Below are 16666 nucleotides of genomic sequence, written 5' to 3'. Positions count from 1 at the left end.
GTGGTTTTTGTCCCCCATCTTGCGGCGACTTCTGTAATATAGCACGATCCTATCTCGTGAAGCAATAGTTTTTTAAAAATAATAGAAAGATTAATTTTTTCATAGATTTACCAAGCAAAATCCGATAGAATTTTAGCTAGATATGCAGATTTTAGTAGATTGGTGGAGACGATGACATGAAAAAGACTTCGAGGCTACTCACCTTCCTCGCCCTCTTCACTCTGCTGCCTACTGCTGCCCATGCTTCCTCATCGGCATATGTGGTATCAGCAGGTGATACGTTGAGCAAGATCGCTCGCGAACATCAGGTCACGGTGGATCAAATTATTCAATGGAACCAACTGAATGATGATCGATTGTCAATTGGACAAACTTTGTCAATTCATGGTGCAAACACTACTGGCTCCATTGCGACAGACATTCCTTCCGATGTAACTGTCGATCAGAATGATAACGCTACCACTGAGTCTAAAGAACTAACCGCTGGTGAAAAAGCCCGTGTCACTGGTGACGTGCTGAATGTGCGTAAAAAGCCTTCGGCTGACGCAAAAGTGTTAGGCAAGCTACGACTCGGTTCCATTGTAGAAGTCGTAGAAACGGGTAGTGAATGGACGAAAATCGAATTCGAAGATCGTGAAGCATACGTTGCTACAGAATTCCTCAGTCCAAACCTCACTTCTACCGTTTCGCTACCTGCCGAGGTAAATGCAGAAGATCTGGGTCGTTTGAAGGAAATTTTTGAGCCATTGCTCAAAACACCATACGTTTTAGGCGGAACGACTCCGAATGGCTTTGATTGTAGTGGCTTTACTTCATACGTTTTTGAGCAGCTTGGGGTTACACTTCCGCGCACTTCTGAAGATCAATTCCGTGGCGGTCAAGAAGTATCACTGGATCAAGCACAGCCGGGTGACCTTTTGTTCTACGATGCGCTTGGAAAAGGACGCGTGTCTCACGTAGCGATCTATCTGGGTAATGGAGCAATTGTGCACGCGAATGGCGAAGATGTTCGTTATGGCAAAGTCGAATACATGCATAAGCTTTACCCGTTTTACGGTGTGAAGCGTTACGCTAATTTCCAGTAAGCTTTCCTACACGGATAAGCAAACAAACAGCCCTCTCTGCCTTTTCAGCGCAGTTCGAGGGCTATTTGTCGTTCTATGCTTAATGTATTTCGGTATTATGTCCCTGCTGCTGCTGTTGTTGCTGTTGTTGCTGCCCTCCGATTTCAATTTTGCCCAACGCTTGCTTCATTTTGTCGAGCTGAAGTTGATAATCACGAACGACTACGGTAAGAACACTGACAGACTCCTTGAAATCTGGCTCGCTGCTTACTCTGTCGATGGCTCTATGTAAATGCAGCATTTTGTTCTCCGTTTCCCGTAATAGGTCGAGTAACTGCAATCCATTTACCACGTAATCACCTCATCTGTTTTTTCTTACTTTCTCCTTCCCCTCTGTTCCCTATGCGCACAAAAACGCTTTGCAGCATAAATAAAAAACGCCCGCTAATGACATAGCGGACGTTCTTCCTAATTTAGTTCAGGCGAGCAGACGCGAGCTCAACGAATTTTTCGATATCTTTTGCAACCAAAGAAAGGGAATTCCGCCAGAAATCAACGGAGCGTACATCAACATCCATGATGGCTGCTACATCCGCAATGCTCATTTTGCCCGTTACAGACAAGAGCTTGTCGTACTGCTCAACAAAAGCTTCCCCGCGCTTCAGATACTCTGCGTACAAGCCTTTCGCGAACAGGAGTCCAAAAGCATACGGGAAGTTGTAGAAATTGTAATCCGCGCTATAATAGTGCGGTTTGCATACCCACATGTACGGGTGCAGGGCTGCCGGATCTAAACCATCTCCATACGCGTCCTTTTGCGCTTGCAGCATCAGTTCGTTCAGCGTTGAAACAGACAAGGCACCTTCTGTTCTGCGCTCAAAGACAGCAGTCTCGAACAAGTAACGGCTATAAATATCAACGATAACCTGACTTGCTCCGCTGATATCATTTTCCAAAATCGCAAATGCTTCCTCGGAGGTCGCTTGTTCAAGCGCTGCATTGGCAATGATGGTTTCGCACAAAATGGACGCGGTTTCAGCGATTGGCATTGGATAGTCGCTATTCAAGAAGGCTTCGTTTACCAGACATTCTCCATGATAGCCATGTCCCAATTCATGTGCCATTGTACTCACATCGCTGTAGCTGCCTGTGTAGTTGGACATAATTCTGCTCTCCCCTACGATGTGTAGGTTGTAGCAGAATGCCCCTCCACGCTTGCCTTCACGAATCTCTGCATCTATCCACTGATTGTCATACGCTCGTGCTGCATAGTTGGCGAGCTTTTCGCTAAAACTACCAAAATGCTTCACGATGAAATCGCGGGATTCCTCATAAGAGAAACGCATGTCTGCCTCGCCCACTGGCGCAAACAAATCATAAAACGGCAATTGAGCGCTCTCATGACCGAGCAGCTTCGCCTTTGTACGGAAGTATTGATGGAAGGATGGCAGGCTCTCACGCATTGCCTGAAGCATTGCTTCGAGCGTCTCGCGATCCATGCGGGAGTCTTGCAATGTCTTATCCAGTGGTGATTCATAGCCTCTCAGCTTCGCTACGGTAATAACCTCGCCCTTAATTCCATTCAAGCTGGCAGCAGCAGCATCAACGATTTTTTTGTAAGCGGCAAGTTCTGCCTCGTATGCCGTTTTGCGAAGCTGTGGATCTTTTTCGTTCGCCATGTTTCGCACCACTGGCAATGGAAGCTGCTTGTGCTCTCCATCGACTGTAATGTCTACCAGCAATGTGGAGGTCAGCATTTCATGGAGCTTTGTCCATGCATTTGACCCTGTATTTTTCATTTTTGCCAAGATGATTTCTTCTTTTTCGCCCAGCATGTATTTGCTCTTGTCTGACATTTCTGTCAACATAAAACGATGTGTTTCTAACAGTTCCGACTGGGTAATCAACTCGGCCAGGTTGCTCAACGATCCTAACCATTTTTGGAATTGTACGCCTGGTTCAACCAATTCAACAGCTTGATTCTGCACTTTTTCAATCGCGAGCAGTGCTGCCTCATTCTTAGCATCGACGCTGGCAGTCAGCTCTCCGTAGGCGTACAAGCGGAATTGCGTTTGCAGGACGGAGGTCATCATCGTGATGTATTTCTCCATCTTCGCTACTGCATCTTCTGAAGATTGCAAGTTTTGCGCTGCCCAGCTTTTGATCTCTTCTGTTTCCCGTACGAACTTCTCCCAATCTTGTTTCCATTCTGGTGCATCAAATGAGGAATACAAGACGTCCAAATTCCAGCGCATATTCATGGGCACGCGCCTCCTTTTCACTTATGTAACAAGCCTATTGTAAAAAAAATTAGATGGATTCTGCAAGTTTTTACTAAGAAAACTTCTTTTGCGAAAAAAAGACTCTGCCGCTAGCGTAAGCAGAGTTCTTTTGTAGACGATCAAGCTCGTACCGGCTGCGTCAAAAACGTCAAGGCGGACAAGGCAAAAAGCTGGGTAGATTCTACCAATTGGTCAATCGCTACGTACTCGTCTGCATGATGAGGGATGTGGCGATCGCCTGCACCTGTTGTTAAAATCGGAATGCCTGCCTTGTGCAGGAAGGTTCCATCTGTCGCACCTGGAACGCCATTGTATACGGGTTCTTTTTTCGTGATTTCCCGATAGGCGCTTGCGACAGCGGTCACGACTTCTTCCTTCATGCCAGTCAACGTCCAAGGACGCTCTTCGATGACTTCCAAGGTGGCTTTGAACTTGTCATCTTCTTTACTTAATCCTTCTAATATGGCACTGATTTCTTTGTACAGCCCTTGGTGGTCCTGCCCAGGTACTGTGCGAATATCAAGTGTGGTCATGCATTGATCCGGTACGACGTTGATTTGAGCGTCTCCTTTGACCGGTGCCTGCAAAATCGTCGGAGTGATACTCGGCCACCCCAACATCGGGTGCTCTCCCAGACGAGCCATTTCCTTGCGCTCCAACCCCTCTAATGCGACTATGGCGCGTGCCATCCTTGTGTTCGGATTGATTCCTGTCAATGGCATAGCTCCATGCGCCATTTTGCCAAACGTACGAAGAATCGCTCGCATTGCTCCTTTTTGCGTGATGCAGAGCTGATTTTCTTCCGGTTCACAGATGATCGCAGCATCGACGTTGTTGGCCCAGCCGCGCCGGATGAAATCTTTGATCCCGATCATCATGCTCTCCTCATCGCAAGGGATGCACAGGAGGATTTTGCCTGTAAAAGACTGTTTGGATCGTTGGATAGCTTTGACGGCACATATTGCGGCAGCCAGATTTCCTTTTGTGTCACAGGATCCACGCCCGTAGATACGCCCACCAGATATTGTCCCGCCAAAAGGGTCGTAGCTCCAAGCACCCCGGTCCCCTTCTGTTACAACATCTGTATGGGCTTCGAACAAAAGCGTTTTGCCAGGTCTACCCGAATCGTAAAAAGCGATGACATTCGGCCTGCCCGGAACAACCTCTTCATAGAAGACCTGCAACCCCATATTGCGAAGATAATCGGCGACAAATAGCGCTACCCGCTCTTCATTCGCTCCTGCCTGATCAGGGCGAAACACACTCGGAATTCTAACGAGCTCCTGCGTTAGGCGCACAACCTCCTGCTCGTCAACAAAGGATATCACCTGATTCATCCGCCAATCCTCTCCTCTGCATCCCATTATGGTACACCTATTCCTGGAAGTAACTACGATAAGAAGGCAGTCCTCCTGCCTCCTCCGCGTGCTTAACGGCTTGGATGACGGCTTCAGCCAGAACATCTGCGGACAACGCGCCCACCAAGTCTACACTCGTCTCGACTTCGCCTGTTGCGACCGCAAAGATCGTATCGCCATCGTACATGGTGTGAATCGGCCGGATCGTACGGGCAAGCCCGTCGTGAGCCATTTGCGCTACTTTATTTGCTTCTGCTTTGGACAAGTGGGCATTGCTCGCGACTACGGCAATCGTCGTGTTTGTACCTGGAGGGATCGGGGCAAAAGCTCGCAGACGCATTAACTCCACGCTATCCCGAATCGTTCCCTGTTCATCTCTCGGGCCAGCTATGATCGTCCCTGACTGCGGATCTACGACATGACCGACCGCATTGACAGCGACGATGGCACCAACGACGAGTCCATTGGGTAGAATGACGGAAGCTGTGCCCAATCCGCTCTTCATCGCATTCCCAAATCCATTCAGCTTTCCTACTGACGCACCTGTACCAGCGCCGACGTTTCCTTGTGCTACTGTCTCACGGCTCGCTGCCTGTCCTGCCTCATAGCCCATTTGACGATCCGGACGAACCCGATAGTCGCCTACAGCCAGATCGAACAAAACTGCTGCTGGAACGATAGGAACGACGCCAAAGCCAACATCCAGTCCGATGCCTTGTTCTTCCAAATACTGCATGACACCTGTAGCAGCATCCAAACCATATGCACTACCACCGGAAAGGCAAATCGCATGGACGACACTCACAAGATTGACAGGGTCCAAGAGGTCCGTCTCGCGGGTACCCGGGGCAGAACCCCGGACATCCACACCGCAGACAGACGGCTTTTCCAGCATAATCACACTGCATCCCGTTAATGTTTCTTCATTTTGTGCATGCCCGACGAGAACGCCGGGTACGTCAACAATCGTTCCACTCATTATAAGTCTCCTGAAATTTTTGATTTTTGTCTGCCTGCTGAGCCTAATTTTTTCCAAGCCGCAACAACAGCCACCGTAACAATGACAGAAACAATTGCTTCTGGCAAGCCGCTCGTGATCGCGACCGTGGTCGCTACACCGAGGGTCATATATCCTCGAATGACGGCCATGCCCAGTACCAGGATCGTGTTGGTCATCGCCCCAATAAAGCCAGCGGCACCAATCGCTACATACTGATTGACGTTTTTCAAACCAACGTATGTCAAGTAAGCAGTCACACCAATAAACAAGCGTGGCAGGATGGCAACGAGAGGGTCTTTAAAAAGGGGAACGGTGGCATTTAAGAAAGAAGAGACTCCAAATATAAGGCCAATGATCATACCAACGCCCCAGCCCTCCATTATGCCCCCGATAACAGCCGGGATGTGCATAATAGTGGCATTGCCCGCTGCTGTCGGAACCGGAATGTAGCCGAGACGTGTCACCCCGAGCAAAATCGCGATCGCGCCCAGAACGCCTGCAATGACAATCTTGCGAACGGTCAAGCCTTTTTCCATGCATACTCCTCCTTTTACGCGTTTTATGTGGAATGCCCTACTCGGGCGAGTTCCCGCTAGTCTCCCTTACCAAGGTATGGCGAGCATGATGGCAGAAATGACAATGCTTGCGATCAGCGCAACGTAATCCTTGCCTACTGCCTTGTATTGGGTGTATCTAGTCCGTGCGGCGCCTGGTGTGTAGCACCTGGCTTCCATTGCCAAAATCAAATCTTCTGCTCTGGAAAGCGCCACATTAAACAACGGGATGATGATGGGAAACATGTCTTTTGTTCGCTGGATGATCCGCCACCATTCTCCTGTCCCGAAATCTGCACCACGGGACGCTTGTGCTTTCATCATTTTTTCCATTTCCATGGCGAAGGTAGGTACAAAGCGCACAGCAATCGTGATGATCAACGCAAACGCGTGAACCGGAAACTTTACTTTTTCCAAGGGCCCTAGCAGTCGTTCCATTCCGTGCGTGAGTTCCGTCGTAGAAGTACTCAACGTGAGGACACTCGATAAAAAGATCACTTCTACAAAGCGCATAGCTGACACGATGACGAGGCGCACACTCTCACTCGTGATCGTGATGAAGCCGTATTTCAAATAAACGGTTCCGCCATTGACAACCTCCCCGTAGAAAAGCAACTGCATGATTGCCAAAATAATAATAAAGGGGATGGCGGGCTTGATCCCGGATATGCCGTAATGCAGGGGGATTTTCGAGATTTGAAACATCCAGATACAAATAGCTAAAGCAAACAGGTTGCCCACGTATGTATCACAGATGGCAATCGCTAGGATGAGGATGACGAAAGCACCCAGCTTGAAACGAGGATCGAGACGATGAACGACAGAAGCAGTGGGTAAATATTGACCGATGGTAATATTGCGCGTCAATTCAAATTCTGCTGACATGTGGACCCCCTCCTTAGCGATTCATCAGTTTCAAAATTTCCATCGCCGTCTCTTCAGGTAAAAAAGCGCTTGGATCGATGCTGTAGCCCTGCTCACGGAGCCTGTATAAAATATCAACCGATTCCGGTGTGCCGATATGATGCTGGCGCAGCAATTCCTGATTGCCAAAAATTTCTCGTGGTGTCCCCTCGCAGACTGAATTGCCGTTTGCCATGACGTAAACGCGATCAGCAAGCTTTGCGACCTCTTCCATATTGTGTGAGACGAAAATAACTGTAAGCTTTTCTTCCCGATTGAGACGGCGGATGCGTTCCAATAGCTCAAGACGAGAGCGCGGGTCTAGCCCTGCTGTTGGCTCGTCAAGCACGAGAACCTTGGGTTGCAAGGAGAGGACGCCAGCTAATGCCACCTTGCGCTTTTGTCCGCCACTCAAGGCAAAAGTCGGACGGTCTTTCATCTCTTGAAACGAGAGGCCAACCAAGTCCATCGCCCACTGAACGCGTCGCCGCACCTCCTTTAAAGGCAGCCCCATCCGAAAAGAGCCATAGGCTACATCATCACCGACCAGCTTTTCGAACAGTTGATCCTCCGGGTTTTGAAAAACGAGCCCTACTTGTCTGCGCAACGTACGAATATCGATCTTCGGTTGAGAGACATCCATTCCATTAATGATGACCGTACCGGATTGCGGGCGAATCAGGCCGTTAAAATGCTGGATTAACGTCGATTTTCCCGAGCCGGTATGACCGATAATGGCCAAGCATTCGCCCTCTGCCACCTGGATGGTTACCTGATCGAGAGCACGATGTTCGAGAGGAGTTCCCTGCATATAGACATGAGATAGATTTTCTACGTTTACGATCGGTTGCGTCATGAACCACTCGCCTCCGCTTGTCTGACGTACAGACGATTAACCTCCGCGACAACTTCCTCATTGTGGATGAGATCAGGTGTAAATTCGCTATATTCGGAGTGAACGAGATGAGCAATCCGGCTCGCGTCCGGAACATCCAGATGCAGCTCGCGAAGTCTTTCTTGATGGGAAAATACTTCTCGCGGGGTGCCCTGTAATACGATCTTGCCGCCCTCCATCACGATAACGCGACCCGCTTCTGCTACCTCTGACATGTGATGGGTCACCGTGACAATTGTCATTCCTTCGCGGTGCAGCTTGCGGACGACGGCCAAAATATCCTGTCTACCGTAGCTGTCTAGCATACTCGTCGCTTCATCCATGACGAGGCATTGTGGCTTCATCGCCAATATCCCCGCAATAGCGATCCGTTGCTTTTGTCCGCCAGACAAATGATGAGGCGGTCGATGGCGAAAGGCACTCATTCCTACTGCCTCTAGGGCAAAATCCACTCGTGTTTTCATCTCTTCCGCCGATGTTCCGATGTTCTCCAATCCGAAGGCCACATCGTCCTCTACAATCGTCGCGACAATCTGATTGTCCGGATGCTGAAAAACCATCCCGACACGGCTTCTCACTTCATGAATACGCTGTTTTTCACGCGTGTTGATTCCGTTGACGATGACATCGCCTTCCTTTGGAGTCAATATTCCATTGAGATGCTTAGATAGTGTTGACTTACCAGACCCATTATGACCAATGATGGCGACATACTCTCCTGGAAACACCTCCAGTGAGACATTTTGCAGGACAGGAATTTGATGATCTTGGTTAACCTGATAGGCAAACGAGACATTTTCTACACGAATAATCGGTTGTGGTGTCATGCTCTCCCCTCGCCTCTTCGTAAAAGTCGTATGTGTTGTGTTCCTATAAATAAGCAACTACCATGCCAAATAAATATGTTTTTAATTTTCTGTAAATTAAGCAACTAACGGTGGCACTCTGTTGCAATTATGCATCGACATTGTTGCAATTGCATCAATTTTTACGACCTTTCGTAGCGCTTCATTTTTCTCCATAGGGTGGACCGATCCATTCCCAAAATTTTCGCCGCCTCCCCTTTGTTTCCCTTCGTCTCCGCCAAAACCTTTCGGATGGCTTCTGCTTCTCCCTCTTCATGGTCTCGGTAAGATTGTCGCTGATGCAGCTTCTTGGCAAAAAAAGCTGTGTCCCCCTTGCCAAGCGCGTCATCCTTGCACAGCAAGACCATTCTTTCCACTACGTTGCGCAGCTCTCGTACATTGCCTGGCCAGTCGTATTGTTTGAGAACGTGAAAAACGGCCTCTTCTACTTTCACATGCCTTTTATTTTCCCGTTCCTTGATTTCTTCCATGATCGATGTCACCAATAGAGGAATATCTTCGATTCGCTCTCGCAAAGCAGGTAACTCAAGCGTCAACACATTCAATCGGAAGTACAGGTCTGAACGAAACTGCTTTTCCTCGACCAGTCGTTCCAAATCCCGATTCGTTGCCGCAATGATTCTCACATCGACAGGGACGATACGCTCTCCGCTGATTCTGCGCACTTTTTTCTCCTGCAAGATACGCAAGAGCAACGCTTGGATCGGAATCGACATCTCTCCGATTTCATCGAGAAACAGAGTGCCTCCGTGAGCCAATTCAAACAGCCCGGGCTTTCCACCTTTTCGCGCGCCAGTAAAAGCGCCCTCCTCGTATCCAAACAACTCGCTCTCCAATAAATTGCCAGGGAGAGCCGCACAGTTAACCGGGATGAACGGTCCGGTTGCACGCTGGCTGCTCAAATGTATCCCTTGAGCAAACAGCTCCTTGCCAGTCCCAGTCTCTCCCTGTATGAGAACGGTCGCATCTGTCCGCGCAAATGTTTCCGCCCATTCCTTTGCTTCCCGGATCGCAGCAGATTCTCCAATGATATCCTCCAGGCGGAATTTGGCTTCCAAGCCGCTCTCCATACTTTGCTTGCGAATGCGCATCTCCATTTTTTGAATGTCGGTAATCTCTTTAAAAGTGGAAACCGCCCCCACTATTTCACCCTCTACGACAATCGGCAAACGGTTGATAATAATTTGTCGATTCAGGATCGTGGCAATGTCCCCTATTTCTTTTTTTCCCGTTGCCAAAATCCTCAACATATCTGAATTAGGGATATAACGGGTAATTTTTTGTCCAACAATATTGCTAGGCAGACCGAGTATTTCCATCGCGTTTTTATTGACCCCGATTATAATCGAATCCCGATCGACCGCAATGATCCCGTCATGAGAAGCGTCCAGAATCGCCTGCACATGGATGTCATGGATCATTTGCCTGGTTCTCCTTCCTCGGCATGCTCAAGCATGACTGCTACTTCTGGTGCTGGCCTTCTTGCCCGACGCTTTTTTCGTTTCTTTTTCCGTAAAATGAAAATGGACAGGAGCATCAGTGCGAGGATGGCTAGTTCGATTGGTTGTGCCAGCTTTGCAGAAGTCCAGCCACTCATGCCCAGCAAGTGAAAGATGACGGCTATGTAAAGGAAGATCGATGCTAGATTTTGAGCTTTCACCTGTTTCACCTCTGCTTTTTTCACAATAATCTGACTTGCACTCTACGAAAAACTCCCATGGAGCCGTGAACATCGCTCCACAGGAGAGTTGGTTCTTGTTGTCTTTCAATTAGATAGGGAACAGCTCCACCATTTCTTTGCTCTCCAAGTTTTTCACCATGTCGAGCCATGCTTGTGGCTTTTGTGGAAGCACGGCGTAATATCGCTTCAGGAACGTGACGATCAGATCCGCTTCGAGGGTCGTTTGCTCCTCGTTAGTCGGCATGAAGCCGAGATCGAGTCCAGATACTGCTTCGCCGTCATTTTGCCAGGACGGATGCACATACGTAAAGTTCGTACGTTTGTAGCCCAGATGCGAGAGTACTTCACGGCGTACAAATGGGTCCATTGGCTTGATCCCACCAAAGCTGTGCTCTGCCACACGGTACGGGTCGTAGATTTCTGCAAACATCCCGTACAGCTCCTTGCCGTTTTCAGCAGCCAGAGCGAGCAGGTCCTTTTGACGCTCTCTGGCGAGGAAGCGTCCCACTCCGAGTCCTTCGCGACCAATGATCGTGAAGTCTGTCATGGCTACGTTCATGTCTGTGTAATAACGGTATTCGGTAGCGCCCACAACTTCTCCTTCGTGTACAGCTACAAATACGCGAATGCCTGGATCTTCGAGCGGTTCTTTCCACAGATCGTACGCCAATACTTCCTCCGGCGGGAAAACCTCTTGCATCAAGCGGTGCATTTTCGCAAACAGCGGATTGTCAATATGTTGAATACGTACGAATTCCATTAGCCAAATCCCCTCTCGATCGATTATGTCGGATAAACGCCCTACAGATGCTGTTGAAATGGATTTTTCCATTCCATAAGTGTCGCGTAGTTGCGAGATTCCTCATCTTCCAAATAATTTGCCACAACCCGAACAGGCGTGCGACCACAGTGCATGAGAAATGTAATCACCGTGTCTCTTACTTCCCCTGTCAGAACACGTTCCAAATACTGCTCAGGTGTCCATTGGTCTGCATACCGTCCATATCCTGGCATGCGACCTCCGCCGAGCAATCTGCGCAGTCCTTTTTGTACCACCAGCTCATACATTGCTTGCATCATCTGTTGACCCAATCCCAGCTTGCGGAAGCTCGGGCGGATACAAATATCTACAATGTATAGCGTGTCCCCCTCAGGATCATGATTACGAATATAACCGCTATCCGTGACATCTTCCCATTTATGCTCGGGGTGAGCCGGATCAAACTTCATGAGCAACCCTGTCATCGAACCAGCTAAAATGCCGTCCACTTCTACACAAATAGCACCTTCCGGGAAGAGCGTAATATGGTTCGTCAGCTGCTCCTGGTTCCACCATAGCTCTGACGGGAACGGCGGGGGAAAGCTCTCCGCCTGTATTTGGATCAATTCGAAGAAGTCTGCGCGATTGTAGTTGCGAATGACGGCTTTGCGTGGCTTGTTCCTAAATACATACAGCTCTTTTCTGTACATATGCATCCTCCTGCTGTCCAGATCACAATGGAGTGCTTACTTCCAGTCTGTATACAAATCGGTGCGGCGGTCGCGCCACGTTGTGACGGAGCCTTTTTCCCGCACATCGTATAGCAATTGGATATCCAGGTCAGCGGTTACCATCATATCGTGGTTGATTTCCCCTTCAGCAAGAATGCCTCGCGGAGGGAACGGAACATCGTTTGGTGTCAAGATCGCCGCTTGTCCAAAGTTCGCTCGCATGAAATCAACGGTCGGCAACGAGCCTACTGTTCCAGTCAGCACGACATACACTTGGTTTTCAATTGTCCGGGCATGACTGGTATAGCGTACGCGGTGGAACGCGTGGCGATCATCCGTGCAGGATGGGCAGAAAATGACGTCTGCACCCCGTGCTTTGGCGATGCGCACCCACTCAGGGAACTCAATGTCGTAGCAAATAATCATCGCTACCTTCCCTTTGTCGGTCTCAAAGATTTGCAACGAATCGCCAGCCCCCATGTTCCAGCCTTTTACTTCCCATGGCGTGATATGGATTTTTTTCTGCTGGCCTACACGTCCATCCGGGTAGAACAGAAAAGCCGTATTGTAAAGCTTGCCGTTTTCCTCAATGATGTGCGTTCCACCAATCAGATGCATCTCATATTTGGCAGCGAGGGAACGAAACAGCTCGACATATCGGTCCGTGAATGCTGGCAATGCTGTAATCGGCAGCGCATTGCCCTGTTCGTCTCCGATTGACATGAGTTGAGTCGTAAACAGCTCCGGAAAAAGGAGAAATTCTGTGTCGTACTCTTGCGCGTTTTTTACGTAGTGCTCAACTTGATTGGCGAAGTCTTCAAAGCTATGTATGGTATGCAGATGGTACTGCACAGCGGAAACACGCATTTTCATGCCATTCTTCCTTCCTCAGACGTGATAACAACCTCTCAGACTAAAATATATCAAAAACAGTCTGTAAAGTCTCGTCATAGACTGTATGAAAAAAGTCGCCTATCGGCTTAGACGGGCGACTCTCACCATTATTGGTTGATGCACATCCGCAAAACGGTTTTGTAGAGCAACTCTGTTCCAAGTGCTACGTCTTCATAGGCTGCGTATTCTTGCGGATTATGACTGATACCGTCCCTGCAGCGGACAAAAATCATCCCGTAATCACAAACGTAGGAGAGCGCCAATGCGTCATGGAAAGGACCACTCATCAGCTCGCGCACAGAGGCACCGAGCTTGCTGCTCTCCTCATGCATGATTGCCTTAATCCAGTCGGCACAGTAACGCGGTTCACTATTTGTATCTTCCGTAATGGTATAGTGCAATCCACCTTCTATGGCAGCTAGCTCAATCGCCTCGCGCAACGCTTGTTCGCGCTCATCGCGACGCTTCAAATCGATATCCCGCAAATCAATCGAAAAACGCACCCGTTCGGGAATGATGTTGCGCGAATCCGGGAAAACCTCCAGGTGACCGACCGTACCGACTGTTGGCGCTTGTGGATCGAGCTTTGCCAGCTCGTTCACTGCCAAAATTACTTTTGCCGCCCCTACTAGGGCATCCTTTCTCATCGACATCGGTACGGAACCAGCGTGCCCGGCAAATCCAGTCAGCTCGACCGTCCACCATAAAGGCCCTGATATCGCCGACACGATCCCAATCGCTTCTCTCGCATCATCGAGAATCGGCCCCTGCTCAATATGCAGTTCAAGATAAGCACCGATGCTGCCTTTTGGATAAATAGACGCTTCCAGGCGATCAGGATCGCACCCAAAATCAATCAGCGCCTGCCTGCGTGTGATCCCGTTTTTATCCGTCCTCTCCAAGTCCGCCGGTTCCAGCATACCGAGAATGCCTTTGGAACCAAATAGTCCTTTTTGAAAACGGCACCCTTCCTCGTCACAAAACGCAACGACCTCAATAGGCTGTGCAGGCATGATTCCTTGTTCATTCAACGTCTGGGCGACTTCTAGTCCACCCAATACGCCGATCACCCCATCGTACTTACCCCCGTACGGCTGCGAATCGATATGCGAGCCAATCATCAAGATCGGGGCTTGCTCATCCTTCCCCGTCATCCGGCCAATCAAATTACCGAAGTCATCGATCCGCGTGTGAAGACCGGCTTCTTTCATCCAGCTAGCCACCAGTTCTACGCCTGCTCGGTCTTCAGCAGACAAAGCGAGTCGACATACACCCGTTTCGCCTATTTTCCCAATTTGCGCCAATTGCTCGATTCGTTTTTGCAGCCGTTCTTCGTTGATCGCAAGCTTCCTCGCCTTTACGTTCATGCTCGAAGGACCTCCTCATCTTGGCCGTGATAGACGAAAACTCATCCTTACCTTATGCATGTGCCTCTCCCAAAATAGTATTCAACTCGTCCTGTTCCTAGTAGAAATTTCCTCAAATGAAGCGATTCTGTATAGATTAGGTCAGGAAAATCGTCTTTAATCTTGGTATAATGAATCGGAAAGTCAGGTAGGAGGAACAACAGATGACCGAGTGGTTGAATAAACCAGTGAAGACCATACAAAGACCAAAGAAACGAGGTACGGTAGAATACATCGATGACCAGTATATCGTGGTGTTCTTTACTTCCCCGCGAAAAGAGCGCGTTATTTTCTCGAGCAAGGAAGCGTTCCTTAATAAAGTCGAGTTCGTGGAAGACCCCGTTTCATGAGAAAAAGCCCCTGACTTCAGCACTTCAATTAGTGCGAAGCCAAGGGCTTTTTATATGTGCGTAGGTAGCTTACGCGTAATGCTCGTCACGCAGGCGTTTGATTTCATCGCTCTCCAGGTACTCGTCATATGTCATCATTTTATCAATGACACCCTTCGGCGTGAACTCAATGACCCGGTTCGCAATGGTTTGAACGAACTGGTGGTCATGAGATACAAAGAGAAGTGTACCGTCGAACTCAATCAAGCCGTTGTTCAATGCAGTAATGGATTCCAAATCCAAGTGGTTCGTCGGTTCGTCCATGATCAATACGTTGGCACTCGCCAGCATCATCTTGGACAGCATGCAACGAACTTTTTCTCCCCCGGACAATACGTTTGACTTTTTCAGCGCTTCGTCTCCAGAGAACAGCATACGACCGAGGAATCCACGAATGAAAGTCTCGTCTTGATCTTTGGAGTATTGGCGCAGCCAGTCAACCAGGCTCAAATCGGAGTTAAAGTACTCCGCATTGTCTTTTGGGAAGTACGCTTGGGAAGTCGTAACGCCCCATTCGAAAGAACCGCTATCAGGCTGAACTTCGCCCATCAAGATTTGGAAGAAGGTTGTTTTCGCCAGCTCGTTTGGTCCGACAAATGCAACTTTGTCTCCTTTGTTGATGGTGAGGTGAAGGTTTTCAAAGAGTTTTTCGCCTTCAATCGTCTTGCTCAAGCCTTCGATGGCTACGAGGTTTTTACCCGCTTCACGCTCTGGCTTGAAGTTGATGAACGGATACTTACGGCTGGAAGGACGAATGTCTTCCAACGTAATTTTCTCCAACAGCTTTTTACGCGAAGTCGCCTGCTTGGACTTGGAAGCATTCGCAGAGAAACGCGCAATAAACTCTTGCAGTTCCTTCATTTTTTCTTCTTTCTTCTTATTCTGATCACGAACCATTTTCAGCGCCAATTGGCTCGATTCGTACCAGAAGTCGTAGTTACCTACATACATTTGAATTTTGCCAAAGTCAATATCCGCAATGTGCGTACATACCTTGTTCAGGAAGTGACGGTCATGGGATACAACGATGACGGTGTTTTCATAATCCGCCAGGAAGTTTTCCAACCAACGAATCGACTCGATGTCCAAATGGTTCGTCGGCTCATCCAAAAGCAGGATGTGTGGATTACCAAACAGCGCTTGCGCCAACAGAACGCGTACCTTCTCTGAACTAGCGAGATCCTTCATCTGCTTGTCGTGCAGGTCTGTCGGGATACCGAGACCGATCAGCAAGCTAGCTGCATCTGCTTCGGCCATCCAGCCGTTTAGCTCTTCGAATTCTCCCTCCAATTGGGACGCGCGATTGCCGTCTTCCTCAGAGAAATCTTCTTTCATGTAAAGAGCGGTCTTCTCTTCCATGATCTCGAATAGGCGCTTGTGGCCCATAATTACCGTTTTTAACACTTCGTACTCGTCGAATTCAAAGTGGTTCTGCTTTAATACAGCGATACGCTCGCCCGGTGTCACCGAAACGTGACCGCTCGTCGGATCGATCTCTCCGGAGAGGATCTTCACGAAGGTAGACTTCCCTGCACCGTTCGCACCGATGAGGCCGTAACAGTTACCTGGGGTAAACTTAATGGATACATCTTCAAACAGTGCGCGCTTCCCGTAGCGCAGCGTCACGTTCTGAGTGCTTATCATCGTCGCAATACCTGCCTTTTTTGAATCGTTCAAACACTTATCTTACCAGAGATGACCTCATTTTGCAAAAGGTAAACGATTTCGCGCCTAGCAAAAAATACTGGATTCATGAAATGGACACTGGCAGGGAAAACTACCATGGCAATCCAGTGGGAAGGAGGCTTCCGATTATGTCCAAGCAAAATGGTGTCAAAAATGAGATGGGAAAGAAAGAAAACCCTTCACAAACCCGCAGATCG

At 48.8% G+C, this 16666-nt stretch carries 17 protein-coding genes; 2 read left to right on the top strand and 15 right to left on the bottom strand.

The genetic code is table 11. The features are described 5' to 3' along the window. Positions 1-176 precede the first annotated feature (176 nt). Entirely contained in the window at positions 177-1085 is a 909-nt protein-coding gene (locus tag HP401_RS02605; RefSeq protein ID WP_173603944.1) for a C40 family peptidase, read from the top strand. A gap of 79 nt (positions 1086-1164) precedes the next feature. On the opposite strand, the gene HP401_RS02600 is transcribed toward HP401_RS02605, so the two are convergent. From HP401_RS02600 to HP401_RS02535, 14 genes are all read right to left on the bottom strand, one after another. Next, positions 1165-1416 (bottom strand): hypothetical protein, encoded by a 252-nt coding sequence (locus tag HP401_RS02600; protein ID WP_173603943.1) that lies wholly within the window; start codon positions 1414-1416, stop codon positions 1165-1167. A 121-nt stretch (positions 1417-1537) separates the two neighbouring features. Then, complete coding sequence (locus HP401_RS02595; protein ID WP_173603942.1) at positions 1538-3325, bottom strand: M3 family oligoendopeptidase; 1788 nt, start codon at positions 3323-3325, stop codon at positions 1538-1540. 140 nt (positions 3326-3465) lie between these two features. Next, positions 3466-4683 carry a M20 family metallopeptidase gene (locus HP401_RS02590; RefSeq protein WP_064199675.1) on the bottom strand — a complete coding sequence of 406 codons (1218 nt, stop codon included), beginning with the start codon at positions 4681-4683 and terminating at the stop codon, positions 3466-3468. A 37-nt stretch (positions 4684-4720) separates the two neighbouring features. Continuing rightward, entirely contained in the window at positions 4721-5683 is a 963-nt protein-coding gene (locus HP401_RS02585; RefSeq protein ID WP_173603941.1) for a P1 family peptidase, read from the bottom strand. Next, positions 5683-6240, bottom strand: a complete 558-nt coding sequence (locus tag HP401_RS02580; RefSeq protein ID WP_016740391.1) for an ECF transporter S component — start codon at positions 6238-6240, stop codon at positions 5683-5685. The genes HP401_RS02585 and HP401_RS02580 overlap by 1 nt, the downstream gene beginning before the upstream one ends. Before the next feature lie 66 nt (positions 6241-6306). After that, positions 6307-7143, bottom strand: coding sequence for an energy-coupling factor transporter transmembrane component T family protein (locus HP401_RS02575; protein WP_087350829.1), 837 nt, complete (start codon positions 7141-7143; stop codon positions 6307-6309). 13 nt (positions 7144-7156) lie between these two features. Then, positions 7157-8017: an energy-coupling factor transporter ATPase gene (locus HP401_RS02570; RefSeq protein WP_173603940.1), complete on the bottom strand. Its 861-nt coding sequence runs from the start codon at positions 8015-8017 to the stop codon at positions 7157-7159. Further along, positions 8014-8883: an energy-coupling factor transporter ATPase gene (locus HP401_RS02565; RefSeq protein WP_173603939.1), complete on the bottom strand. Its 870-nt coding sequence runs from the start codon at positions 8881-8883 to the stop codon at positions 8014-8016. Before HP401_RS02565 ends, HP401_RS02570 begins: the two co-directional genes overlap by 4 nt. A 161-nt stretch (positions 8884-9044) precedes the next feature. After that, positions 9045-10343 carry a sigma-54 interaction domain-containing protein gene (locus tag HP401_RS02560; protein ID WP_173603938.1) on the bottom strand — a complete coding sequence of 433 codons (1299 nt, stop codon included), beginning with the start codon at positions 10341-10343 and terminating at the stop codon, positions 9045-9047. Beyond that, the gene (locus HP401_RS02555) at positions 10340-10582 is read right to left on the bottom strand and encodes a hypothetical protein (protein ID WP_106653159.1); all 243 of its coding nucleotides are present in this window, start codon (positions 10580-10582) and stop codon (positions 10340-10342) included. Before HP401_RS02555 ends, HP401_RS02560 begins: the two co-directional genes overlap by 4 nt. Before the next feature lie 109 nt (positions 10583-10691). Then, positions 10692-11363, bottom strand: a complete 672-nt coding sequence (locus HP401_RS02550) for a GNAT family N-acetyltransferase (RefSeq protein WP_173603937.1) — start codon at positions 11361-11363, stop codon at positions 10692-10694. Between the two features lie 41 nt (positions 11364-11404). Beyond that, the gene (locus tag HP401_RS02545; RefSeq protein WP_173603936.1) at positions 11405-12073 is read right to left on the bottom strand and encodes a GNAT family N-acetyltransferase; all 669 of its coding nucleotides are present in this window, start codon (positions 12071-12073) and stop codon (positions 11405-11407) included. Positions 12074-12109: 36 nt separating this feature from the next. Beyond that, entirely contained in the window at positions 12110-12967 is an 858-nt protein-coding gene (locus HP401_RS02540) for a carbon-nitrogen hydrolase family protein (RefSeq protein WP_173603935.1), read from the bottom strand. Between the two features lie 128 nt (positions 12968-13095). Further along, positions 13096-14355, bottom strand: coding sequence for a M20 family metallo-hydrolase (locus HP401_RS02535; protein ID WP_173603934.1), 1260 nt, complete (start codon positions 14353-14355; stop codon positions 13096-13098). Positions 14356-14558: 203 nt separating this feature from the next. On the opposite strand from HP401_RS02535, the gene HP401_RS02530 reads away from it, so the two are divergent. Next, positions 14559-14744: a hypothetical protein gene (locus HP401_RS02530; RefSeq protein WP_012686240.1), complete on the top strand. Its 186-nt coding sequence runs from the start codon at positions 14559-14561 to the stop codon at positions 14742-14744. Between the two features lie 69 nt (positions 14745-14813). Here HP401_RS02530 and HP401_RS02525 read toward each other — a convergent pair whose 3' ends face one another. Beyond that, complete coding sequence (locus HP401_RS02525; protein WP_012686237.1) at positions 14814-16427, bottom strand: ABC-F family ATP-binding cassette domain-containing protein; 1614 nt, start codon at positions 16425-16427, stop codon at positions 14814-14816. Positions 16428-16666 lie beyond the last annotated feature (239 nt).

Origin of the sequence: Brevibacillus sp. HB2.2 (assembly GCF_013284275.1) — a bacterium.
In the GTDB taxonomy this organism is placed as follows: Bacteria; Bacillota; Bacilli; order Brevibacillales; family Brevibacillaceae; genus Brevibacillus; species Brevibacillus brevis_D.
This window is presented reverse-complemented; position numbering and strand designations above follow the sequence as displayed.

What these genes read in the sequence shown, in the direction of transcription:
- HP401_RS02605 (WP_173603944.1), top strand. Translation starts at nt 177, where the DNA reads ATGAAAAAGACTTCGAGGCTACTCACCTTCCTCGCCCTCTTCACTCTG.
- HP401_RS02595 (WP_173603942.1), bottom strand. Translation starts at nt 3,325, where the DNA reads ATGAATATGCGCTGGAATTTGGACGTCTTGTATTCCTCATTTGATGCA.
- HP401_RS02590 (WP_064199675.1), bottom strand. Translation starts at nt 4,683, where the DNA reads ATGAATCAGGTGATATCCTTTGTTGACGAGCAGGAGGTTGTGCGCCTA.
- HP401_RS02585 (WP_173603941.1), bottom strand. Translation starts at nt 5,683, where the DNA reads ATGAGTGGAACGATTGTTGACGTACCCGGCGTTCTCGTCGGGCATGCA.
- HP401_RS02580 (WP_016740391.1), bottom strand. Translation starts at nt 6,240, where the DNA reads ATGGAAAAAGGCTTGACCGTTCGCAAGATTGTCATTGCAGGCGTTCTG.
- HP401_RS02575 (WP_087350829.1), bottom strand. Translation starts at nt 7,143, where the DNA reads ATGTCAGCAGAATTTGAATTGACGCGCAATATTACCATCGGTCAATAT.
- HP401_RS02570 (WP_173603940.1), bottom strand. Translation starts at nt 8,017, where the DNA reads ATGACGCAACCGATCGTAAACGTAGAAAATCTATCTCATGTCTATATG.
- HP401_RS02565 (WP_173603939.1), bottom strand. Translation starts at nt 8,883, where the DNA reads ATGACACCACAACCGATTATTCGTGTAGAAAATGTCTCGTTTGCCTAT.
- HP401_RS02560 (WP_173603938.1), bottom strand. Translation starts at nt 10,343, where the DNA reads ATGATCCATGACATCCATGTGCAGGCGATTCTGGACGCTTCTCATGAC.
- HP401_RS02550 (WP_173603937.1), bottom strand. Translation starts at nt 11,363, where the DNA reads ATGGAATTCGTACGTATTCAACATATTGACAATCCGCTGTTTGCGAAA.
- HP401_RS02545 (WP_173603936.1), bottom strand. Translation starts at nt 12,073, where the DNA reads ATGTACAGAAAAGAGCTGTATGTATTTAGGAACAAGCCACGCAAAGCC.
- HP401_RS02540 (WP_173603935.1), bottom strand. Translation starts at nt 12,967, where the DNA reads ATGAAAATGCGTGTTTCCGCTGTGCAGTACCATCTGCATACCATACAT.
- HP401_RS02535 (WP_173603934.1), bottom strand. Translation starts at nt 14,355, where the DNA reads ATGAACGTAAAGGCGAGGAAGCTTGCGATCAACGAAGAACGGCTGCAA.
- HP401_RS02530 (WP_012686240.1), top strand. Translation starts at nt 14,559, where the DNA reads ATGACCGAGTGGTTGAATAAACCAGTGAAGACCATACAAAGACCAAAG.
- HP401_RS02525 (WP_012686237.1), bottom strand. Translation starts at nt 16,427, where the DNA reads ATGATAAGCACTCAGAACGTGACGCTGCGCTACGGGAAGCGCGCACTG.